The organism is Ancylomarina salipaludis, from assembly GCF_004122035.1.
Classification (GTDB): domain Bacteria; phylum Bacteroidota; class Bacteroidia; order Bacteroidales; family Marinifilaceae; genus Ancylomarina; species Ancylomarina salipaludis.
Window position 1 is genome coordinate 1 of the sequence record NZ_SAXA01000001.1, and the last position, 24247, is coordinate 24247.

Consider the following 24247-nt stretch of genomic DNA (forward strand, 5'->3'; position numbering starts at 1 on the left):
TGCTAATGTGATTCTTCTGTAACCATATCTTCCCTTGTGCTTGTGGTAAATCTCTTGTATTTTCAATTTTACCTGTTCATACTTATCCACTTGTTGTAAAGACTTCAAGTGATAATAAAAACTACTTTTTGCCATTGACCCCTGTTGTAATAATAGTGACAGATGGTAATGTTGCCTTAGCTCCTTTATGGCTATTGCTTTCTCTTTTTGGCTTGGGCTAAGGCTTTCAACTTTTTTAGCAAAGCTAATTCAGCTTTTAAAGATTCATTCTCCAGCAAAAGTTCTTCCTCTCTTGTCTGTGTTTTTTTTAATATTTTTCTAGACTTTCTGTTATTCATAGATATAGGGCGACCTCTGCCATCTTTGTACAATTCAAGAGCTCCTTTTGAAATATAGGTTTGATACCAGCCTTAAACTGTACTGTGGCTTGGAATATTATATTTTAAACTTGCAGCTCGGAAAGATAGCCCACTTTGTTCAATACTGCGAATAACTTTCAGCTTAAAATCTCCCGAATAAGATGCATTAGCTGACTTTGGTTTCAGACCAGATTCTCCGTACTCCTGATAATATTTGATCCATTTTTTCAGATCACTCTTATGGATACCAATAGTATCACTAACCATGGTGATGCTTTGATAATCTTGTAAAACTTTCTGAACGGCGTCTAATTTAAATGCCTTACTGTATTTGTGTTTTCTACTCATAAAAATACCCCCAAATAGTGTCTAACTTTTTGGGGGCAGTGCATTCAGGTGGCTTTTCAATTGTTATAATATTATTTCTGGATGTTAGGTAACTCCAGACCATAACCTTTTTTGCGATCTTCGGCTTTCAATAAGAAACCAAATACAGTAGCAAGTATAGTTAATCCAACAAAAATTAACCAGGTTGATGAATAATCGAACATAGGAATATCACCAGCTTCTCTAAGAGCCTGCACTTTTGCTGAGATTTCATTTGCAGGAATGCCTTCTGCTCTGAAGTTAAGGATGGCGCTTTCGGTTTTTTCATTTACACCTGGGTTTGTTTTATCCAAAACAACACCTAGTAAAATAGGCACAAGCATTAAACCAATATTTTGAACATAGAAAATTAATGCATAAGCCGAGCCTAACTGCTTATCAGGAATAATCTTTGGAACTGAAGGCCACATAGCCGAAGGAACCAATGAGAAAGCAATTCCCAATAGAACTACTGCAAAAATTGCAACCCATGTTGCTGTCAGCGAAGGTATATAGAATATCGTATGTACAATAACAAGCAATACAGCTCCAAGAATCATAATAGAAGCACCCTTACCATATTTATCGTAAATAAATCCAAATAGTGGCGTTAAAAGAATCGTTCCAAATGGCAAAATCGAAGGAATATCGCCAGCAGTAGATGGATCAATACCAAACTTGTTCACCATTAAACCTGAAGAAAACTTATAGAATGGGAATACGGCAGAATAAAATAACAAACAAAGAATAGCAATATACCAAAAGCCTTTGCTTTTAATAATAACACCAAGGTCAGCAATTTTGAAAGGTTCTTCTTCTTCAGCTTCATCTTCAATTTGCTTATCCAATTTCACATCCATTAGACAATAAACAATGAAAAGAATTAATCCGATACATAAAGCAAGCGTTCCTACCAATACGGCTGTTGGAATGCTAAATGCATCAGCTATACGAGGCGAACCGAATAAAGCAAGGAATGAACCTAAACGTGCTAAAGCCATCTCAGTTCCCATTGCAAGTGCCATTTCCCGCCCCTTAAACCATTTTACAATGATTCTGGATACAGTAATACCAGCACCTTCGGCTCCAACACAGAATATTGCAAATCCTGATGCTGAAACAAACACTCTGGAATCGATCCCTAAAATAGCAGATCCCATTTCAAAATTATGAGCAAATGCGTAATATTTAACAATAGCTCCAAGAATCATTACCAAGCCAGATCCTATGGCTGTAAATTTAATCCCCATTTTATCCAGTACAATACCAGAGAAGATCAGCATAAATGCAAATACATTTAAGTATCCCTGGGCACCTGTAACCAGCCCCCAATCTGTTCCACTCCATCCGTATGTGCTTTGAATAAGTGTTTGAAGTGGAGAAAGCACCTCCATAAAGGTATATGCTATAAGCATAGTTACCGAAACGAGAATTAGCACAAACCAACGAGCACCTGCACTATCTCTCAAAGTTTTTTTAATAGCATCTGTCATTACAATAATTTTTGGGTTAGTATTTAGTTTTTGGGTTTTAGATTATACTAAATTAAGATTAATGCCTAAAAAAACAAACCTATATTTTATCACTTACAGCTACTTACAAAAAAAGCCACCCGAAGGTGGCTTTAAACTCTATATATTATTTGAAACTATTCCTGAATATTAGGAAGGTCCAAACCGTATCCTCTTTTCTTATCAACAACTCTCAAGAAGAAAGCTACAACAAGAGCTGCAATACCACAACCAACCATCAACATCATTGGCTCAGTATAGTTAAGAGCAGCACCTTCAGCCAATCCTTCGTTTGCCGAATCCAATACAGCTCCCAAAAGCATAGGGAATAACATCAGACCCACATTCTGGATCATAAAGATCATTGCATAAGCTGAACCCAAACGTGATTCCGGTATAATCTTTGGTACTGAAGGCCACATAGCAGCTGGTACAAAAGAGAATGCAAAACCAAGAACAATCATAGCAGCAAATGCAAAACCCGTATTTCCAGGTAAGAAAGCAAAAATAGTATGTGAGAAGATCAATAATAAAGATCCCAACATCATAATACTAGCTGATTTTCCTTTTTTATCCATGAAAGCACCAAAAATTGGTGTCAGAATCATCGTTCCAATAGGAAGAAGACCTACAATCATTCCTGAGAATTCTTCAGCAAAACCATATTTCTGAACCATTAAATCCGGAGCAAATTTCGTGAATGGGAATACAGCAGAGTAGAATAATACACAAAGAAGTGAAATCAAGATAAATCCTGGATTTTTAAATAACAAGAAGACATCCGAAGCCTTAAATTCTTCTTCAGAAGCTACAACACTCGTATCAGCAGCCACCTCAGCATCTAACCTCTTATCCATCATATTATGAACAAAGAATGCAAGCAAACCAATAACCAAAAGAATAACACCGAATGCCAAAGGACGTGAAATAATTTTATCAGCACCTGTCATCCATGGTGAAGCAGAGAATGCGATAAGCATACCACCACGAGCACAAGCCATCTCGAGTCCCATCGCCAATGCCATTTCTTTTCCCTTAAACCATTTTACAATGATTCGAGAAACCGTAATTCCAGCAATCTCAACACCCACTCCAAATAAAGCATATCCAATCATAGCCATCTTTAAAGAAGGCTTATAATCTGTTAAGAATGAATTAAGAAAATCGTAGCCTAAACCACCATTATTAAACGTATCAGTCATGGCATAATAGTTGAAAAAAGCTCCAACAATCATAATTCCAACAAAGAAAGTACCTGTAAAACGAATACCTGCTTTATCAAGGATAATACCACCAAAAATAAGCATCAAACAGAATACGTTTAATACAGAATAAGAACCAGCAAAAGTTCCATAAGATGAGTTAGACCATCCCATTTGGTCACGTAACATTCCTTGCAGAGGAGACATGATATCTGTAAAGAAATATCCTGTAAGCATCAAGAAGGAAACCGTTAATAAAACGAACCATCTTGCACTTTTGCTGTCTCGAATTGAGAGACTAGCTGCTTTTGTTATAGCCATGTTTTTAATTTTTTATTTCGTTTAAGTTAATGTTTTAGAGCCCGCTAAATTAAGATTTATACTGAGACAAGCAAAACTGAGCCTCATGTTTTTAAATTGTGTCGCATAATCCCACATTTACTTCTGTGGACAATATACTCTCAACCTGCTCGAATCATGGCAGTTGTGAAACAACCACCAAATCTGAGGTTTGAGAAATCAATGACCTTTGAATAAGCAACAGGGACTAACCAGTATTTAACATCAAGCTTTAAGTATCCTTCAAACTTTGTCCTTATCTTTGTTGTCTGACATATTTAGACTAAAAATGCAAACACTGACTCAAAACACAGGACTGTATACCGATTTTTATGAGCTGACCATGGCTCAAGCCTACTTTTATAGTGGTAAACAAAATGAAACGAGCACATTCGATTATTTTTTCCGAACCAATCCTTATAAGGGAGGATATGTCGTTTTTGCAGGGCTACAGGATCTACTCAGTATTCTATCAAAATTCTCTTATTCAGATGAAAATTTAGCTTTTCTTAAAAAAGCAGGTTTAAAAGATGAATTCCTAAACTATTTAAAAGATTTTAGATTCAGAGGAAATATATATAGTATGAAAGAGGGAGAAATCGCTTTTCCGTACGAACCAATTATACGTATAGAAGGCCGGATGATTGAGTGTTTGCTGGTTGAAACAATTCTTTTGAATTACCTCAATTTTCAATCTCTGATTGCGACCAAGGCTTGCCGAATACGTTCGGTTATAGGTGACAAAGCCTTTGCCGATTTCGGATTAAGAAGAGCTCAAGGTTTGGGTGGTATTCATGCAAGCAGAGCTGCTATTATTGGCGGTGCGAATTCAACATCAAATGTTTATGCCGCATTCAATTATGACATTCCTGTAAGTGGAACTCAAGCTCACGCATGGGTACAAAGTTTTGAAAAGGAGATTGATGCCTTCCGCCAGTATGCTGAAATAAATCCTGATACAACAGTTTTACTGGTTGATACTTACAACACACTAAAATCAGGTATTCCCAATGCCATTCTGGTTGCCAAAGAACTTGAAAAGAAAGGACATAAGCTTGTCGGGATTAGATTGGACAGCGGCGATCTTGCCTATTTAAGTAAGAAGGGCCGCGAAATGCTTGATGATGCTGATCTTAGCTATGTGCAGATATTTGCATCGAATCAACTCAACGAATATGTTATTAAAAGTTTGAACGAACAAGGCGCCAAAATTGATGGTTACGGAGTTGGAACCGAATTGGTAACCGGAAACGACACGGGGGCTCTTGATGGAGTTTATAAACTGGTTGAGAATAACAACACTCCCTGTCTGAAAGTTTCGGAAAATGTGGAGAAAATGACGCTTCCGGGGAGAAAAAAAGTCGTGCGATATATTGACAGGGATGGAATGTTCTTCCGGGATGGAATTCTCTTAATTGAGGAAGATCATATTGATCAGATTTACCACCCTTTTCACTCACATAAAACTACTGAACTTGATGGCTTAACTTTTGAGGTGCTGACACAAAAGGTTATGGAAAATGGAGAAATCCTAATCGAAGAACAAAGTCCAAATGAAATAAATGCCTATCTGCAAAAACGTTTTGCCCAACTTCCTGACGAACATAAACGATTCATTAGCCCGCATATCTACAAAGTTGGAGTTTCGAAGAAAGTACTCAAATTAAAAAATGAGATGCTCAAAGGCATTCACAAAAAAATGAACTAAACCTACAGGAATTCATGGATATCAGAATACATATAAAAAAACCGACACTTTTACTCGACAAAAATAAGTGCACTCGTAATATCGAGAATATGATTGCGCGTGCACAACGTTGCAACTTAAGCCTTCGACCTCATTTTAAAACACATCAATCGGCTGAAGTTGGGGAATGGTTTCGTGAACGTGGTGTCAACAAAATTGCGGTATCCTCACTACAAATGGCTCAATATTTTGCAGACAACAAATGGGACGACATCACTGTTGCTATACCTGTCAATTTGAGGGAAATGGACGTCATAGACGAATTGGCTGGAAAAATACAACTGAATATTTTAGTTGAATCAGCAGAAAGCATCCACCATCTTGAGGCTGAATTAAATAATAATGTGAATGTCTTTATCAAAATCGATACGGGCTATCATCGCACCGGAATTGCTGCTCAGGATACCTCTGGCATTCAAAACCTGCTGAATTACATCAAAGCCTCAACCCGACTGGTATTTAAAGGATTCTTAGCACACAGTGGTCACAACTACAAAGCCAGTGATTCTGACGAAATTCACCGCAACCACAAACAAACTGTACTCGATTTAAACGAACTAAAAGATGTTTTCCGTTCTCAGTTTCCCGACTTGGAAGTTTCACTGGGTGACACACCTGCCTGCAGCATTAGTGAAGAATTCTTTGGTATAGATGAAATTCGCCCGGGGAATTTTGCTTTCTATGATATGATGCAATTCGTTTTGGGGTCCTGCGAAGAAGACGAGATAGCTGTAGCTATGGCCTGTCCGATTATCGCTAAACATGCCGACAGAAACGAATTAGTTATCTATGGCGGCGGTGTTCATTTCTCAAAAGAATACCTTGAAGCTGACGAAGAAGGCACCAAACTTTTTGGTTCATTGGTCAACATCAAACCTGATGGCTGGAGTCCGATTATGAGCGGTGGTTTTCTTTCAAACCTATCTCAGGAACATGGCATTATAAAATGCAACGAAGATTTCTTTAACGAGTTTCAAGTTGGCGATCTGATTGGTATTCTACCCATTCACTCGTGCATGACAGCTAACTCAATGGGTAAGTATTTGACCCTTGAAGCTGAAACAATTGATATGACGAAGTAAATCTCATCAAAACTTGATACAAAAAATAGCTCGACAATAATCGAGCTATTTTTATATTATCCTATTATCTAAGGAGTACCTTTTTTGGTTCCTCTTTGCACTTCATAAGTTCCTGAAGGATGTTTCTTAGTTAAAACAATCACTTATTTAGTTAATCGTTTAGCTTCCGAAGTGCCTCGAGGATGTCTTTTAGTTTAAACAGGATGCTCTTTAGTTCAAACAGTATCTTTTTTACATACCCTAGGTATCTTTTTTAGTGCAAACAAGCACTTCTTTAGTACCTGTAAGATGTTTTTTAGTTCAAGTAGTATCTCTTTTATATACCCCCTGCTTATTTAAGGCGATCAGTATGGAAACAAAAATAGCCCTCTGTAAAAGAGGGCTATTTTTATAATATATCACAAAAGATTATTTCTTAACGGGAATGTTCTTAAGAGTTTCAACAGTGAAATCCCAGAATTTCTGAACGGTATCGATCTTCACTTTCTCATCTGGTGAGTGAGGGAAACGAATGGTTGGTCCGAAAGAAATCATATCCCAGTGTGGGTAAACAGCACCAAGTAAACCACACTCAAGACCTGCGTGAATCGCTTTGATCTCAGGAATCTTACCATATTTCTCGTTATAAACGTTTTGCATGGTTTTCAAGATTGGAGAATCCATATTTGGTTTCCATCCTGGATATTCACCTTCCAATACAACCTTCGCACCAGCCAAAGTAAATACAGAAGAAATCATTTCAGCCAAATCTTCTTTTGCAGAGTTCACCGAAGAACGCAATAAAGTCTGAATCATGATCTTTTTATCATCGCTATAAACACGAGCAAGGTTGTTTGAAGTCTCAACCAAACCTGGCATCGCATCACTCATACGAATTACTCCATTAGGACAAGCATAAATCGCATCAATTAATCTGTTCTGAAGTTTACCCTTCATCACATTCTTTGGTAAGTCACATGGCTCAGCAAAGAAGGTTAAATCTGGTTCAACTGCACTTAGTTCAGCTTTAAAAATAGCTTCAAACTCCTTCAAAGAGGCTGCACAAGCGTCAACATGCTTCTCTGGTACAACAACAACAGCAAAAGACTCACGTGGAATCGCGTTACGTAATGATCCACCATCAACAGAAGCAATACGTAAACCAAAATTCTTAGCTGCATGCTTTAAGAAACGGAATAATAATTTGTTAGAATTTCCTCTACCCAAAATAATTTCCATTCCTGAATGACCACCCTTAAGACCTTTCATGTTCAATTTGAAAGCAACAGTTCCTTTAGGTGTTTCTGTCAATTTATTTTTGAATGTGATGTTTGCATCGATACCTCCGGCACAACCTACATACAATTCACCTTCGTCCTCAGAATCCATATTCAAAAGAATATCACCATCAAGCACACCTGGTTGCAGACCAAAAGCACCTGTCATACCTGTTTCTTCATCAGAAGTGAATAAAGCTTCAACCGGACCGTGAACCAAGTCAGTAGATTGCAAAACAGCCATAGCTGCAGCAACACCCATACCATTATCAGCACCCAGAGTTGTTCCGTTAGCAGTCAACCATTCACCATCAACATAAGTCTCGATAGGATCTTTTTCGAAATCATGCTCTGTATCAGAATTTTTCTGAGGAACCATATCAAGGTGACCTTGCATCACAACACCCATTCTATCTTCCATTCCTGGAGTAGCAGGCTTTTTAATAATGATGTTTCCAACCGCATCTTTAATTGTTTCAAGACCTAAGTCTTCGCCAAATTTCACCATGAATGCCTGAATAGCATCTTCATGTTTAGATGGACGAGGAATTTGAGTTAATGCATAAAAGTTCTCCCAAATTGCTTTAGGCTCTAAGCTTAAAATTTCTTTGCTCATTATATTTGTTTTTAAGTATTTAAAATCAATTGCAAAATCAAAATAATAAGAGTGATTTCGAAAATGCAGTCCTAAAGGTAATTTTTTTTTGAGTTTAAGAAAAGAACCGAGCCAAAACCTTTGGGGAAATAACAGATTTTAACAACATAAATTATTAGATAGGATCTCAAGTCAGCAATAAGTAACAAAAACAAGAAAGCCGATAGAATATTATTCCATCGGCTTCGATATGCTTGTTTTAAATCTTGTACTAATCCTTATACATCTTTTCGATAAGATGCTTGTACTTTTCTTGTATGACTTTTCTTTTCAATTTAAGCGTTGATGTAATTTCACCGGCTTCCATTGAAAATTCCTTTGGTAAAAGTGTAAACTTCTTAATTTTTTCGAAACGCGAAAATTCCTTTTGCATATCCTCAAATCGTTTTTCAAAGAACTCAACAATTTGAGAATGAGTAATCAATTCCTCGATAGAATCGAAGGAAATGTTATGTTTTTTTGCATACTGTCGTAAAGGTTCAAAAGCCGGAACAGCCAAGGCTGTCACATATTTCTGACAATCCCCAATAACGGCAACTTGCTCAATAAACTGATCATTTACCAAAGTTGTTTCCAACTTTTGAGGCGCTACATATTTACCGCCAGAGGTTTTCATCAGATCTTTAATTCTATCGGTAATCGTCAAATTTCCATTCTCATCAATTCGACCTGCATCGCCTGTACAAAACCAGCCATCTTTCATCACCTTAGCCGTTTCTTCGGGCTTTTTGTAATAGCCTCGCATCACCCCCGGGCTTTTTACAAGTATCTCGTCATTCTCTCCAATCTTAATCTCAACACCATTGAGTGTTTTACCTGTGGTATTAAAATCGATATGCGTATCACCATATAAACAAACAGTTGCCATCGTCTCAGTAAGACCATAGCCCATTTTCACATTGATACCAACCGAATGGAAGAAAGCGATAATTTCTGATGAAAGCGGAGCGCCACCACATGGCGTAAAATTGATTCTTCCTCCAAAGATATCACGGAACTTGCTCAAGACTAATTTATCGGCAAGTTTATATTTTAGTTTCAAGCCAAAAGGAACTTTCTTTTCGAAACGCTTGTACTGATTATTTCGTAACTCCCCTATTTTCAGCGACCAATTCAAAATTTTCTTTTTGATGCCTGAAGCATCCTTACTCTTATCCTGAATGGCTGAATATATCTTTTCATAAATACGCGGAACCGTACACATTAGAGTTGGTCTGGCCTCTTTCATTGTCGGACCAATTTGTTTTGGATCGCGATTGAAATAGATTTTATAACCTCGGTGTAAACAGAAAAACGTCCAACCACGTTCATAAACATGGCTCAATGGAAGAAAGCTTAAAGAAACCTCATCATCACCAACTGCAAGTTCCTTATCGTGAGAACGCAGAACTGAAGTAATATTATTGTGATCAATCATAACCCCTTTAGGCTCTCCTGTAGTACCTGAAGTATAAATTAGGGTTGCTAAATCATCAAGATTAGCTGTTTCGAATCGGGCATCAAACTCTTTTCCCAAACGGGAAGCCTTACCCATTTCGATAAACTCATCCCAATACATGGTATGCTGATGATCATTTATTTTAACCGCCTTATCAAAAACGATAACCATTTTTACTTGTGAACATTCTCCAAGCAATTCCATGGTTCTATCATATTGCTCTTGTTCACCTACAAAAATAGCCTGAACCGAAGCATCTTGTATAATATACTTTGCTTCAGCTGTCGAATTGGTTGGATAGATAGGAACCGTTACACCTCTTACACTCATGACTGCAAGGTCGGCAACAATCCATTCAGGCATGTTTTGAGAAAAAATAGCAACGCTTTCTTGTATTCCAATACCCAATTTAAGCAGAGCCTTAGATACTTGTCTGGTCTGAATTCCGAATTCACACCAACTCACATCAACCCATTCCCCACTATCCTCATTCTTATAGGACATCGCAACCTTGTCGCCAAATTTTTCAAATCTTTGGCGAAGATGTTTGCCCCAATGTTGATAATCCATAAAACTAGTTTAGTTGTAAATCGCTGCAAAGATACACATGTTTAGCCGACTTGAAAGCATTTCGGCGGAAATGCAAATCCAATATCGGTTGAAAAAAAATTAAAAACGGAGTCAACAAGCACAGAAATCCTTTTAAAACCCAATAAAATCAAGCGCTTACAAAAATAGTGGTTTCAGATACTAGTCTAAAACCACTATTACAGCTAAATGTCTTTATTTAAGGGCGAATTCATCAAAATTTGACAAATTCAAGCTATAAAAAGGATCAGTCTTTAGCGAACATGAAAGTTTAGCAATTCTTCACCTTCCAACTCGCCAACCAGATGGTCTCCGATTTTTACAGGTCCAACACCTTCAGGAGTTCCCGTATAAATCAGATCACCAATTTTCAGTGTGAAATATTTCGACAGGTAACTGATCAGGTAATCAATTGAAAAAATCAAATCAGCAGTATTCCCTGTCTGTACGCGTTGTCCATTGATATCCAAACTAAAATTCAGAGCATTGATATCTTTAAACTTTGTTTTAGGTACAAATTTAGAGATGGGAGCTGCCCCATCAAAGGCTTTTGCCTTTTCCCAGGGCAAACCTTTTTTCTTGCATTCGGTCTGAATGTCACGGGCTGTAAAATCAATTCCCAAGGCCAGTTCTTCGTAATATCGATGTGCAAATTCAATTGGAATATTCTTCCCTACCCGATTAATTTTAACCACAACTTCAACCTCATGATGGATATCCTTTGAGAAATCAGGGTAATAAAAATCGTTATTGCTCTTTAAAAGCGCTGAATCAGGCATTGAGAAAACCACTGGCTCGGTTGGCACCGGGTTATTCAATTCTTTAGCATGATCCACATAATTTCTGCCAATCGCTAATATTTTCATAGTGTCATTCGTGAAATAGTTTATTCCTTTTTTAAAATCAGAAATCCTAATTTACCGGATTCTACATGTTAAAGTTTCGAAGCTTAATCTCAGTCAAAACTTTCTTTGTATACAGAGGAAAATCATTATTCATAATCCAACCGTAATACCCTGGTTGTTCATTCAGAACGTCTTCAACGGCTTTGCCTTTGTTCTTCCCAAAATTAAAGGTTTCAACCCCTTTTTTATCAAAAACAATCATTCCTGCAAAATCAGCATTCTTATTCTGAGTTGAGAATTTTGAAAGGTAATCGATATCATTCTCAAGAGTTTCATATCTATCCAATTGAGATTTCAACACCTCGTATGTTGCTATAGTATCTGCCTCAGCACCATGAGCCCCTTCAAGATCTTTACCACAATAGAACTTGTAAGCTGCTGTTAATGTGCGCTGCTCCATTTTATGAAAAATAGTCTGCACATCTACAAATTTGCGTTTTCTCATATCAATATCGATATCAGCACGCAAAAATTCTTCTGCCAATAAGGGAATGTCAAATCGATTGGAATTATAACCTGCCAAATCACAACCTTCAATGAATTTTGCAATAATCTTACCTATTTCTTTAAAAGTGGGCTCATCTTTTACATCCTCATCGTAAATACCATGTATGGCGCTTGCTTCCTTCGGAATTGGAACTCCCGGATTAACACGAAATGTTTTAGTCTCTTCATTACCGTTTGGACTAACTTTTACAATCGCAATTTCTACAATTCGATCTTTCGACACATTAATTCCGGTTGTTTCTAAATCAAAAAAAGCAATTGGGTTTTTCAAATTCAAATTCATATTGACTTGTTCTTTTGGAGAAGTTATAATTAGATCTCTAAATCTTACAATATAAAGATCTCATCTTAAATAGAAAAAACCTAATGAAAGCTCACTCTCATCAGGTTTTTTTACAAATATTATATAATCCGTTTAAATTAAACGTTAATCATCATTGGCATTAACAACATTAATACATCCTCATCAGCATTTTCATTGTCGTATGGCAAGAATAAACCAGCACGTGTTGGATCAGATAAGGCAACCACCACATTCGATGATGAAATATTCTGTAGAATTTCCAACAAGAATACTGATTTGAAGCCAATTTCAAGAGCTTCTCCCTCATACTGACACATCAGTCTTTCACGAGCTGAAATAGAGAAATCAATGTCCTGAGCTGAAACAACCAATTCGTTGTTATTTAACTCAAACTTGATCAAATTACTTGCCGGGTTTGAAAATACAGAAACACGTTTCAATGTATTATAAAGCTCAACACGATCAATAGTTAATTTAAAAGGATTGTTAGTTGGAATTACCGAACCATAACTTGGGTATTTTCCTTCAACCAAACGACAAATCAACTTATAGTTAGAAAGTGTGAAGAATGCATTCTTATCATCAAACTCAACCAATACCGGATTTTCTTCTTTAGGAAGAATATTACGAAGCAATGAAGCTGGTTTTTTAGGAAGAATAAATGAAGATTCAACTTCTGAACGGCCATCAAGACGCTTGTAACGTACCAATTTGTGCGCATCAGAAGCAACAAAAGTCAGGTCATTATTATTCAGTTCGATAAAAATACCATTCATTACAGGACGAAGCTCATCATCAGCAGTCGCAAACAAAGTTTTGTTCACACCTTTTAATAATACTTCGCTAGCCACTGTAATATTTACAACGCTATCCTGTCCTTTTTCCGGATTTTTAGGATAGTCATCACCATTCTGTCCGGGAATGCTAAACTTACCATTCTCAGTACTCAATTTCACAGCTAAAGTCTGAGGATCAACTTCAAAAGTCAAAGGCTGCTCAGGAAACTCTTTTAAAGTATCAGTTAAAATCTTTGCTGGAAGTGCAATTACACCATCACCTTCAGAAGCATCCAATGGAATTGTTGTAATTAATGTGGTTTCCAAATCAGAAGCAGTAGCTATTAATTCACCATTCTTCAATTCAAATAAAAAGTTATCGAGAATTGGAAGTGTGTTTTTGTTGCTAATAACACGGCTAATAGCTTGAATGTGTCCTAAAATCTCAGTACTTGATACTACAAATTTCATATGTATATAATTTGTTTTTAAGTTGACTTTTGAAATAACACTTGACTAAACATCCTGTTAATCAATCAGATTTCATCTGTCAGTGTATTTAATAGTTTTCTTGCAATTTTATTTTTTGACATCACCAATATTCATAGTAATGTTAAAAATATTAAGTGGTGAATATACGAATTTTATTTATTCGAATCTGCTTTTTTCCCAAGAGTTTACTTTCAATTTCTCCTTCAGTTTTTTTTAGAAAGAAGCTGTTTAATTTCGATATTTTTTTCGGCGTAAGTAGTGCCAAATAATTGCAAAAACCAAAAGTAAGACCAGAGGTAAACCCAAATTCAGAATCTGATAAAAAAGACGGTTTTCTCTCAGTTTTGTTTTATCCAATAATCGAAGTTTCACTTCTCTCGATCGCAAATTCATCCACCCCTCATCATCGCATAAATAATCAATACAATTCAGAAGGAAGTTCCTGTTACCATAGGTTTTTCGGGAATACCTATCGTATCCTAAAGCTTCCATTTGTACATTTCCACCAAGCCCTCTCACGCGATTTTTAATTATATCTCCATCAGATATAACGATCATCTTACTCTCAGGACTTTCATCTTTATAAGTTGAACGGTCGATTCCTTCCCAAATTCTGTTCTTAAAAACAGACTGAAACTTACCTTCAATCAATACCGACATCACTTTTGAACCATCAGGAAAATCTTTGGCTTCCATTTTTTGTGCAACAATATCAAGTCGAATGGGAGTTGGAACCTTCTGAAGTCGGGTAAAATTCGAACTCGCTAATAAAACAGTGTGTTTTAAATTGGGATTATTTCCAACCTTATCAATTGAATTTGCAAATTCAACCCGAACCATATTCAACTTTCGGGTAATAGGATGATTGGATGGTGGAGCCAAAAGTGGCGAGTAATACCAGGGAGCCGGTACATATTTTCCATTCTGTCCGGATGCAGTGGATTGAACCGGTATGAGTTGACTCTGGACATCCATTACCAAATCAGGATTAATACGAACCCCATATTTAAACAACTGATCTTCCAGATTCAATGGCTTATAAAATGCCATAGACATGCCATTGGCAGAAATACTGTCCATTGAGGCAGCAACTTCATCGATCAGCCACATCACCTTGCCCCCATTCATGATATACTGATCGAGAGCATATTTGGCTTTTTTACTAAACGCACTTCGAGGTTGTGCCACAATCACACAGGCAAATCGCTTGAGATCTTTTGATAATTCATAAGCAGTAGCCCGACTGACCTTATAGCGTTGTAAAAGAGATGCCGTAAAATCAGCCACTTCATATTCGCCCAGTTCTCCTTGCCCTGTAAAAAAGGCAATCTCCTTAACCTTAGTCTGATTCAATAATCTGATGGCCATTGAAAGTTCATATTCGATACTTTCAATAGAATGATTCAGGTTCTGATCTGCCGATAATCCCGACACCGATTTCAAAAGATTAACCGGGGTTTCCTTTTTCCCATCGTGAACAAAAAGCCCGGGAACAATAATCTTTTGTTTCACACTTCCATCACGAGAGGTTTCCTGAATACTGGTTGGCTTTAGACCTCTCTCTGATAGTTCGCGTAAGGATTTCTCTTTTAATTTTGGATTAAGCTGAGCATTAATATCAATAAAACTGTAAGCAATTTCAACATCTGTATAAGATTTAAATTCTTCTATCAGATCAACCGTTGCATTCTTAAGCTTATTAAAACCATGAGGCAAATCCCCATCTAAATAGATCTCAAAATAAACTGGCTTTTTTAAATCGGCCAATAGCGCTTTGGTGTTATCAGATAGCGTAAAACGTTTCTCTGAAGTTAAATCAATACGAAAATGAAAAACTTGTAAAAACTGGTACGCAAACAGAACAACTAAAACCGAAAGAAATAGTTGAAATAAATTCTTCTTTTTGCTTGATATTTGCATGATGCTATATGATTTTATCGATCTTATTTTTTGAAAAAAGCCTGATGTAAACTACCATTTTCTACTCTGAAGCACTGTACGTGTTGCAAAAAGAAAAGTAAGCGACAAGCAAATAAAATAACTCACATCTCGTGAATCAACAACCCCTCTTGACAAGGATCGGTAGTGCTCATTGATTCCCAAATTAATCACCTCAGTTTGTAAACTTTGAAATATCATCAGATCAGACAGGTAATCAAATCCCATATAAAAACTAAAACACAAAACCAGCGATAAGAGAAAAGCAATAATTTGATTATCCGTTAAAGAACCGGCAAAAACAGCTAAGGAAACATAGCCTATAGCCAGAAAAAACAGACCTAAAAAAGATCCCCAGAACGCCCCAACATCGATACTCCCAACGGGTTTTCCCAGATAGTAAACTGACAAATAATAAATTAAACAGAAAAGCAATGAGAAAATGACCAGTAGAAGTGCTGCAAAAAATTTCGACAAAACAATCTTAAAATCAGAAATAGGACGGGTAAATAAAAGTTCAATGGTTCCTGATTTTCTTTCATCGGTAAACAAACGCATACACAAAGCCGGAATTAAAAACAGATAAATCCAGGGAGCCATATCAAAAAGGGTATCCAAATTGGCATAGCCTCCATCCAAAACATTTGTATTACCTGGAAATACCCAGATAAACAACCCAGTAGCCAATAAGAAAATACTGATGATTAAATAACCACTTATGGAGCTAAAGAACGATCGAAATTCCTTTAATAATAATGTGAACATGTATGAATTTTTGGAGTGCGTTACAAATTTGCAAAATAAATCTGAGATTTTCTCTCCTACTTATGTTTCAATACCCTCAAAGGATGAGCAGTAATCAGTTAACTCAAAAAAAACTAAGCCTTAATGGCTTGAATATCCTCATAAATCATTTTGGCAAAACGAGCTGATGCACCAGCCCCGCCTAAATGCACATTTAATTCTTCGTAATTGGTCAACATTTTCGAACGATACACCTCATCGTTTATAATTAAATCCAATTCTTTACTGATATTATCCGGATTGCAATATTGTTGAATCAACTCCTTCACCACAAACTTGTCAACAACCAAATTAACCAATGAAATGTATTTGATATTCAAAAGCATTTTTCCCAATCGGTAGGCAATGCTTCCTCCGCTCATTTTATAACACACTACCTGAGGAATACGAAGCAATGCTGTTTCGAGAGTTGCCGTTCCGGAAGCAACCAAAGCTGCCTTTGACTGTTGCAATAAGTCATAGGTTTGATTGTAAACAAAACTCAAATCATTCCCTTTTGATACGGATGCGTAAAATTCCTTTGTAATTGAAGGTGCGGCAGCAATTACAAACTGATAATCGGGGAAACGAGGAATTACCTGAAGCATAACAGGTAGAATACGCTCTATTTCCTGCTTACGACTACCGGCTAAAAGAGCGATAATGGGTTTGTTGGACAATTGGTTTCGCTCGATAAAATGATCAAACGTCTCATCCTTATTTTCTCTGTTTTCAATTGCATCGAATAATGGGTTGCCGCCAAAACTCACTTCATAGTTATGCTTTTTGTAGAATTCAGTCTCAAAAGGAAATATCGTAAACATACGATCGACATAAGCCTTTATCTTCTTCACACGAGACTCCTTCCAAGCCCAAATCTTAGGTGAAATATAATAATGAACCCGAATACCATGTTTCTTAGCAAAAGCGGCCATTCGTAAATTAAAACCCGGGTAATCAACCAGAATTAAAACATCGGGTGCAAAATTCAAAAGGTCAGTTTCACATAGTCTAAAATTGGCTCGAATGGTTTTCAGATTCTTTAGCACTGTTACAAAACCCATAAAAGCCGTTTCGCGGTAATGTTTTACCATTTCTCCCCCCTGTGCCTGCATCAAATCGCCACCCCAAAAACGAAACTGCGCCTGGGCATCTTCATTCTTAAGTTCTTTCATTAGGTTTGAAGCGTGAAGATCACCAGAGGCTTCACCTGTTATGATATAATATTTCATAATTTAAAGAGACAAGGGTAAAAGATAAAATAAAAAAGGCCTACAATCCCACTCTAAAAAGCAGGACAATGAATGAATAAATAATCGTCGCTAAAAGCACACCACGAGCTGCTTTTAACCAATCCAATTTGATAAATAGAAAAAAGCAAATCACATTACCAAAATATACAGCTACCGCCATCAGCTTCGCGTAAATTTTTAATACCAAAACCCCATCAATAAACTGAGAAAAGGTCATCTCATCGCGAAAATTCACCAAGTAGGCAATAAAAATTGATAATACGGGAACAAGTAAACCAATCAAGGTTCCAACATAGGAATTATTAATCAAGGACTTCATAATCCCAATTTTTTAGATTTTCTAAAACGTGATGTGCAGTCATATCAATTTGGGTAGGCACCACAGAGGCGTAGCCATTTCTGATGGCACTTTCATCCGTATCTTCAGCATGAGGCTCCGCATTTTTAAAATGCCCTGTTAACCAATAATAGTCTCCACCAAAAGGATCGGTACGATGATCGAATTCCTCTTTCCACATGCCATCTGCCTGACGACACACGCGAACGCCTTTGATATCACCTTTCGGAAAATTCACATTTAAACAAATACTTTTAGGCAAACCATTTTTCACAACATTCTCGAATATCTTACGACCGTATTTCACGCATTGTGAAAAATCAACCTTACTCTCAAAACTATCCACAGAAAAACCAAGAGATGGAATACCAGCTAAACAGCCCTCTATCGTTGCCCCCATTGTTCCCGAATACAACACACTTACAGAAGTATTAGCACCATGATTAATACCCGAAACAACAAAGTCGGGTTGACGAGGAACAATCTTATTTAAAGCCAATTTCACACAATCAACAGGTGTCCCCTTGCATGAAAACACCTTCAAATCTTCCTCATCTCTAATCTTGCGAATACGAATTGGCACCTCAACAGTGATTGAATTTGATTTACCCGAGTTAGCACGATTGGGCGCTACAATATATATTTCACCAAAACCTTTAACCATCTCGTAAAGAGCCTTAATGCCTCGAGCATTAACACCATCGTCGTTGGTTACAAGTATCAGAGGTTTGTTATTTGTATCAGTCATTTCGATCTATTTTGTAAGACAGACAAAGATATCGAATTATGCTTGAACAGAGAAGAAATGCATATTAAAAATTCTGCTTGTTGTTTGCCTTAAAATTCCTACTTTTGTAAGCTTGAAAATAGATGATTACTAAGCTTCTCTTGCTCTACAAAGACAGGCTAACTTAGTCTTTATTTTCCCAATCAATGAAATTATCAGTATAAAACCCTCATATAATGAAGATATCGTACAAATGGCTGAAGGACTACATAGATGTAGATTTGACGCTTGCTGAAATGGATGACATTTTAACTCAAATTGGTCTTGAAGTTGGTGGTATTGAAAATATCCAATCAATTAAAGGCGGCCTTGAAGGTCTAGTAATTGGAGAAGTAAAAACCTGTGTACCACACCCTGGTTCTGATCATTTGAGTATCACAACTGTTGATGTTAACTCGGGAGAGTTGCTACCGATCGTATGTGGTGCTTCAAACGTAGCTGCCGGACAAAAAGTGGTTGTAGCCACAGTGGGAACCGTTCTATACGATGGCAACGAGAGTTTTGTGATTAAGAAATCAAAACTAAGAGGCGAGCCTTCAATGGGTATGATTTGTGCCGAAGATGAAATCGGTTTAGGCCAAGGTCACGATGGTATTATGGTATTACCGGAAGATGCTGTTGTAGGAACACCTGCCAAAGAATACTTCAATATTGAGGACGATACTTGCATTGAAATTGACTTGACTCCTAACCGTATTGACGGTGCAGGACATATTGGTGTAGCTCGCGACTTGGCAGCTTACCTAAAACAACAAAAAGATATCGATTACAAAATTCCATCAGTAGAGGATTTTAAAATTGATAACACAAATACACCAATCGAAATAATCGTTGAAAACGAAAAGGCATGCCCTCGTTATTCAGGTGTTTGTATCAGTGGTGTTCAGATTGCTGAATCACCAGAATGGTTGCAAAACCGTTTGAAAGCTATCGGCTTGAAACCAATCAACAACGTTGTGGATATCACCAACTATGTGTTGTTCGAAACGGCTCAACCATTGCATGCTTTTGACTATGCAAAAGTTAAAGGTGGTAAAGTGATTGTAAAAACCTTACCTGCTGAAACCAAGTTTACAACTTTGGACGAAGTAGAACGCGAATTGCACGAAAATGACCTAATGATTTGCAACGCAGAAGTACCAATGTGTATTGCAGGTGTATTTGGTGGCATGGATTCGGGTGTAAGCGCAAGCACAACTGATATTTTCCTTGAATCGGCCTATTTCGATTCAGTATATGTTCGTAAAACAGCGCGTCGTCAAGGTTTAAATACCGATGCCTCTTTCCGTTTCGAGCGTGGAACAGATCCTAACAACACCATTTATGCTTTAAAAAGAGCAGCTTTATTAATTAAAGAAATTGCTGGTGGAACCATTTCATCAGATCTTATCGATATTTATCCAAACCCTATTGAGGACTTTAAAGTTGAAGCTAGTATTTCAAGAATTGAAGGTTTGATTGGAAAGAAAATCGGAAAAGAAACTATCATCAATATTCTTGAAGCTTTAGAAATTAAAGTTGACAAAGTTGATGGCGATCAAATGAGCCTATTGGTACCTCCTTACCGTGTTGATGTAACACGTGAGGCTGATATCGTTGAAGAAGTATTACGTATTTATGGTTTCAATAATGTCGAAACACCTAATAAGGTTAATGCTTCATTAAGTTTTGCTCCAAAACCTGACGAGCACAAACTTAAAAATATGCTTGCTGATATGCTTAGCTATGGCGGTTTCAACGAGATTATGAATAACTCTCTTTCGAAGGCCAGCTATTACGAAGGTTTGGAAAGCATTCAGGAAAATCACACAGTACGTATTAAGAATCCTTTAAGTTCTGATCTTAATGCCATGCGTCAAAGTTTACTGTTTGGTGGTTTAGAGGCTATTGCTTACAACATCAACCGTAAAAATGCAGATCTTAAGTTGTACGAGTTTGGTAAGTCATACCATCATATCGTAAACGAGGAGAATGAGAATCCGGTGAACAATTACTTTGAGAACCAGCACTTAGCACTATTTATGTGTGGTGCTAAAAACTCGACAAACTGGAACCTTAAAGAAGAACCAACAACTTTCTTCCACCTAAAAGCTTACACTGAAAATATTCTGAAACGATTAGGTTTCAATATTGAAAAACTAAGAATCAGCGAAACGGATAGCGATATTTTTACTGAGGGTTTAACTTACGGATCTAAGAAAAAGGTATTGGTTGAAATGGGTATGGTTAGTGGTAAATTACTAAAAAACTTTGGTATTGACACACCTGTTTATTATGCCGACTTCAAATGGGAGACTCTATTGGCTGAAGCAACAAAAAATAAGGTGAACTACGAACCAATAGCTAAATACCCGGCTGTTAAGCGTGATTTGGCCTTATTGATTGACAAAAGCGTTAGCTTTGCCGAAATCAAAACCATTGCTTTCAACTGTGAGAAAAACTTATTAAAATCAGTTTCTCTATTCGATATTTACGAAGGAGAGCAATTGGGTGCTGATAAAAAATCATATGCTGTAAGTTTCATTATCCAGGATACTGAAAAAACACTAACTGACAAGCAGATTGATAAAATCATGCAAAAGCTGATCAAGAGCTACGAAAAACAATTGAACGCTCAGTTGAGATAAAAAATTTTGCTTTTATAAGCAAGATGATATTAAAAATGGCTTATCGATATAAATCGATGAGCCATTTTTTGTTTACTATATCTTTCTAACTAATAAATAAGCCTTAATATAATAATAACTTAATCCTAACTAAACATTCTACAAGAATCAGTACAAAAAAACAGATGCAACACTTTGAATAATTAAACGTCCTTAACGAAAACAATAAATATGATTATGAAAAAAATATTGATTCTATTAAGTGGCGTGATACTTGCCAATGCTTTATTCGCACAAGGTACCAAAACACCTCCCCAAACACAGATTATGACATTAGGTGTTTTCCATTTAGCCTACCACAACCTTGATGTACAAAAAACCAAGAAAAAAGACCAGATATCAGTTCTGGAAGAACCCTACCAGTCTGAAATAATTGCTATTTGCAATGCCATTGAAACCTTTAAACCGACCATAATTGCAATTGAAAGAACGCCTAATGAACAAGGAGTAATCGATTCGCTGTTCTCATTATACAAGTCAGATCAATTCAAATTAAAAAAAGATGAAATCTTTCAGTTAGCTTTCCGGATGGGAAAAAAATTGAACCTTCCTAAAATTCACTGTGTTAATGATTGGGGCAAACATTATAACGATATGGAAACGTTATTTAAAGATAGTATCCGTGCTGCCAATTTTGAAAGTTATTACTTTCAGTCACCTGATTCCATCTATATGGAAAAGAAAACATCAAAACAAGTATCAAATATAATTGACGAATTCATCCAATTAAATAATCCAAAAAAAATTAAGGAAAGTCTTTCGGTGTATTTATTGAATCCCTTTAAGTACGAAGAGAAAGCTGGAGATTTTGCAGGCGTCGATTTTGAAACCGGAAGGTGGTTTAACCGTAATCTGAGAATATTCAGAAACCTTCAACGGGTTGCACAGAAACCTGAAGAAAGAATTCTATTGATCATTGGTAGCGGTCACCTAAATCTGCTGAATATGTTCCTTGATGTTTCAAAGGAATTTGATCTGGTTTCACCACTTCCCTATCTCGAAAATGCAAAAATGAAGACCTATACAAAATAGAATTGCAATAAGAAATCATAAATGACTAATTAAAATGCCCCTATTCTTGTGGAGAATAGGGGCACATTTATTTTTCACATTAATGTTTTAACAAACTACACAATCTCTTTTATTTTAAATATCCTTCCCTGAAACTGCACCTCATCCCCAATAAGTTTATCCTTTAATAAACCACCAATAGGAGATGCCAAAGAGATCGCATAACAAACCTGATTGCCAATTTGTATTTTCCCAATACCAATTGAGATGAAATACGTTCCTTGATCTGTCACAACAAGACTGCCAAAAGACACCTTATTGAATTCTTCTGAGCTATCTATACGAGCCAACTCTTTTCGATGCTTAAGCGTTTGGTTCAGCAGTACTTCATTCTTCTCAATTTCGATTTGCATCATCTCACGCCCGGTCTCGTACTTATCGCCCGCACTGCTCTTAGTATCGCTATTTCTTGATTCCTTTGCTGAAGCAATAGCTGACTGAATCACTTCAATTTTTCGATCAAGCTCTGCTAATATTTTATTGTATACCAAGCCCTTTTGCTCCTTTACTGTATCCATTATTTTTACTTTTTACTCAAGCTTAAAATTAGAATTTTCACGATTATATTCTATAACCGAAGATAAGCTTTATATAAATTAGCTTTGGTAAAAAGCTATAAAAAAGACGCATCCTATCCGTTTTTTAAAATAAATCCTTACCTTCGTTTCGTATTTTTACGAAATGCGAAACATATGACAGAAAACGAATTTTATTCCGATCAGGAAAAACAACTGGCACGTTTTGCCAAAGCACTCTCTCACCCGGTGAGAGTCTATATCTGTAAACTCTTATCAAATCAATCCTGTTGCTACAGTGGTGATTTAGCTGAAGAAGTGCCCATTGCCCGCTCTACCCTTTCACAACATCTGAAAGAGTTAAAAGCATCGGGCTTGATACAAGGCGAGATTATGCCACCTAAAATTAAATATTGCCTCAATAAAGAGAATTGGGCAAAAGCAAACGAGGTGTTTACAAACCTTTTTAATGCTGAAAAAGAAATAAATTCAAGTAAATAAAAAACATTAAAGAATGCTTCAGCATCCTTTTAAAACTAAAACCTTATAATATGGAAATTAAAGTATTAGGACCCGGTTGCAAAAAATGCAACACCCTGCACCAAGCAACTCAAAAGGCAATTGAAGAATTAAATATCGAAGCAAACATTACCAAAGTTGATGATATGATGAAAATTCTGGCCTATGGCGTCATGTCGACACCTGCACTTGTCGTGAACGAAAAGGTATTATTCAGTGGAAAAGTACCCCCTGTATCCGAAATCAAAGAACTTATTAAATCACTATAACCCAATAAACAAATTATAATGAAAAACTATTTAAGCATAACTCTTCTGACTCTTGGACTTAGCTTAGGAGCTTGCCAGTCGAACACAAAAAAAGCAACAGATAAAACAGCAGAAAAAGAAGCAACAGCATGCGTATCTGACTGCTCGAATTGTAGTTCAAAATCTTGTGAAACAACACTTGCTGAGAATAAAATTGAAGGTGCCGGCATTTACTATTTTCATGGTGACAGAAAATGCAAAACCTGTAAAGTTGTTGGTGCCAAAGCCAAAGAACTTGCTGAAAAATTAAATGTAAAATTCTTCGACGTAAATATTGACCAAGAAGAAAACAAAAATCTGGCTGAAGAATTTCAGGCAACAGGTTCAAGCCTATATGTAAAACATGCAAAATCCGGTAAAATTGAGGATCTAACCAACTTTGCATTCCGAAATGCAATCAACAATCCTGAAGCTTACCTTGAAAAGTTAGAGTCAACGCTTAAGTCAGAGAGCTAGATTCCTGATCAAACCCATATTCAGTTACATTTCTTCGGAAATGTAACTAAGAAATTAACCTCTTCATTACGACTTAATCTTCCATTC

At 36.7% G+C, this 24247-nt stretch carries 23 protein-coding genes; 7 read left to right on the plus strand and 16 right to left on the minus strand.

Features of this window, described 5'->3' with window-relative positions; genetic code table 11:
- The 5 genes from EO244_RS17165 to EO244_RS00020 form a co-directional block, all read right to left on the minus strand.
- On the minus strand, positions 1-135 hold a 135-nt coding region (locus EO244_RS17165; RefSeq protein WP_394343718.1), incomplete at its 3' end, for an IS3 family transposase.
- Between the two features lie 56 nt (positions 136-191).
- On the minus strand, positions 192-338 hold the full coding sequence (locus EO244_RS00005; protein ID WP_129251723.1) for a transposase: 147 nt from the start codon (positions 336-338) through the stop codon (positions 192-194).
- Between the two features lie 72 nt (positions 339-410).
- The gene (locus EO244_RS00010) at positions 411-707 is read right to left on the minus strand and encodes a transposase (protein ID WP_129251728.1); all 297 of its coding nucleotides are present in this window, start codon (positions 705-707) and stop codon (positions 411-413) included.
- 71 nt (positions 708-778) lie between these two features.
- Complete coding sequence (locus tag EO244_RS00015; protein ID WP_129251729.1) at positions 779-2218, minus strand: MFS transporter; 1440 nt, start codon at positions 2216-2218, stop codon at positions 779-781.
- A gap of 155 nt (positions 2219-2373) precedes the next feature.
- The gene (locus EO244_RS00020) at positions 2374-3759 is read right to left on the minus strand and encodes an MFS transporter (RefSeq protein WP_129251731.1); all 1386 of its coding nucleotides are present in this window, start codon (positions 3757-3759) and stop codon (positions 2374-2376) included.
- A gap of 307 nt (positions 3760-4066) precedes the next feature.
- On the opposite strand from EO244_RS00020, the gene EO244_RS00025 reads away from it, so the two are divergent.
- Positions 4067-5485, plus strand: coding sequence for a nicotinate phosphoribosyltransferase (locus tag EO244_RS00025; protein WP_129251733.1), 1419 nt, complete (start codon positions 4067-4069; stop codon positions 5483-5485).
- A 14-nt stretch (positions 5486-5499) separates the two neighbouring features.
- Positions 5500-6606, plus strand: a complete 1107-nt coding sequence (locus tag EO244_RS00030) for an alanine racemase (RefSeq protein ID WP_129251735.1) — start codon at positions 5500-5502, stop codon at positions 6604-6606.
- 408 nt (positions 6607-7014) lie between these two features.
- Here the strand turns inward: EO244_RS00030 and EO244_RS00035 are convergent, their stop codons facing one another.
- The 10 genes from EO244_RS00035 to surE all read right to left on the minus strand — a co-directional run bounded on the left by EO244_RS00035 (position 7015) and on the right by surE (position 18586).
- Positions 7015-8478, minus strand: coding sequence for an aminoacyl-histidine dipeptidase (locus EO244_RS00035; RefSeq protein WP_129251737.1), 1464 nt, complete (start codon positions 8476-8478; stop codon positions 7015-7017).
- A gap of 250 nt (positions 8479-8728) precedes the next feature.
- A complete protein-coding gene (locus EO244_RS00040) occupies positions 8729-10525 on the minus strand; it encodes an AMP-dependent synthetase/ligase (RefSeq protein WP_129251738.1) in 1797 nt (598 codons plus the stop codon).
- A gap of 272 nt (positions 10526-10797) precedes the next feature.
- Positions 10798-11409 (minus strand): fumarylacetoacetate hydrolase family protein, encoded by a 612-nt coding sequence (locus EO244_RS00045; protein ID WP_129251740.1) that lies wholly within the window; start codon positions 11407-11409, stop codon positions 10798-10800.
- 61 nt (positions 11410-11470) lie between these two features.
- Positions 11471-12238, minus strand: a complete 768-nt coding sequence (locus EO244_RS00050; protein ID WP_129251741.1) for a 3'-5' exonuclease — start codon at positions 12236-12238, stop codon at positions 11471-11473.
- Between the two features lie 137 nt (positions 12239-12375).
- Positions 12376-13506, minus strand: coding sequence for a DNA polymerase III subunit beta (dnaN, locus tag EO244_RS00055; RefSeq protein WP_129251743.1), 1131 nt, complete (start codon positions 13504-13506; stop codon positions 12376-12378).
- A 249-nt stretch (positions 13507-13755) separates the two neighbouring features.
- Positions 13756-15447 carry a gliding motility-associated ABC transporter substrate-binding protein GldG gene (gene gldG / locus EO244_RS00060; protein ID WP_129251745.1) on the minus strand — a complete coding sequence of 564 codons (1692 nt, stop codon included), beginning with the start codon at positions 15445-15447 and terminating at the stop codon, positions 13756-13758.
- 51 nt (positions 15448-15498) lie between these two features.
- Complete coding sequence (gldF, locus tag EO244_RS00065) at positions 15499-16230, minus strand: gliding motility-associated ABC transporter permease subunit GldF (RefSeq protein ID WP_129251747.1); 732 nt, start codon at positions 16228-16230, stop codon at positions 15499-15501.
- A gap of 113 nt (positions 16231-16343) precedes the next feature.
- The gene (gene lpxB, locus EO244_RS00070; protein WP_129251749.1) at positions 16344-17480 is read right to left on the minus strand and encodes a lipid-A-disaccharide synthase; all 1137 of its coding nucleotides are present in this window, start codon (positions 17478-17480) and stop codon (positions 16344-16346) included.
- Positions 17481-17520: 40 nt separating this feature from the next.
- Positions 17521-17820, minus strand: coding sequence for a hypothetical protein (locus EO244_RS00075; RefSeq protein ID WP_129251750.1), 300 nt, complete (start codon positions 17818-17820; stop codon positions 17521-17523).
- On the minus strand, positions 17804-18586 hold the full coding sequence (gene surE / locus EO244_RS00080; RefSeq protein ID WP_129251752.1) for a 5'/3'-nucleotidase SurE: 783 nt from the start codon (positions 18584-18586) through the stop codon (positions 17804-17806). Before surE ends, EO244_RS00075 begins: the two co-directional genes overlap by 17 nt.
- Before the next feature lie 215 nt (positions 18587-18801).
- Between surE and pheT the strand changes: the two genes are divergently transcribed.
- On the plus strand, positions 18802-21252 hold the full coding sequence (pheT, locus tag EO244_RS00085) for a phenylalanine--tRNA ligase subunit beta (protein WP_129251754.1): 2451 nt from the start codon (positions 18802-18804) through the stop codon (positions 21250-21252).
- A 216-nt stretch (positions 21253-21468) separates the two neighbouring features.
- Positions 21469-22323, plus strand: a complete 855-nt coding sequence (locus EO244_RS00090; RefSeq protein ID WP_129251756.1) for a DUF5694 domain-containing protein — start codon at positions 21469-21471, stop codon at positions 22321-22323.
- A 95-nt stretch (positions 22324-22418) separates the two neighbouring features.
- On the opposite strand, the gene EO244_RS00095 is transcribed toward EO244_RS00090, so the two are convergent.
- On the minus strand, positions 22419-22880 hold the full coding sequence (locus EO244_RS00095) for a GreA/GreB family elongation factor (RefSeq protein ID WP_129251758.1): 462 nt from the start codon (positions 22878-22880) through the stop codon (positions 22419-22421).
- Between the two features lie 174 nt (positions 22881-23054).
- Between EO244_RS00095 and EO244_RS00100 the strand changes: the two genes are divergently transcribed.
- From EO244_RS00100 to EO244_RS00110, 3 genes are read left to right on the plus strand one after another with little or no spacing between them, the layout of a single operon-like run.
- Complete coding sequence (locus tag EO244_RS00100; protein WP_129251759.1) at positions 23055-23378, plus strand: ArsR/SmtB family transcription factor; 324 nt, start codon at positions 23055-23057, stop codon at positions 23376-23378.
- A gap of 50 nt (positions 23379-23428) precedes the next feature.
- Positions 23429-23665 carry a thioredoxin family protein gene (locus EO244_RS00105; RefSeq protein ID WP_129251761.1) on the plus strand — a complete coding sequence of 79 codons (237 nt, stop codon included), beginning with the start codon at positions 23429-23431 and terminating at the stop codon, positions 23663-23665.
- Positions 23666-23683: 18 nt separating this feature from the next.
- Complete coding sequence (locus tag EO244_RS00110) at positions 23684-24160, plus strand: nitrophenyl compound nitroreductase subunit ArsF family protein (RefSeq protein ID WP_129251763.1); 477 nt, start codon at positions 23684-23686, stop codon at positions 24158-24160.
- Positions 24161-24247: the final 87 nt, after the last annotated feature.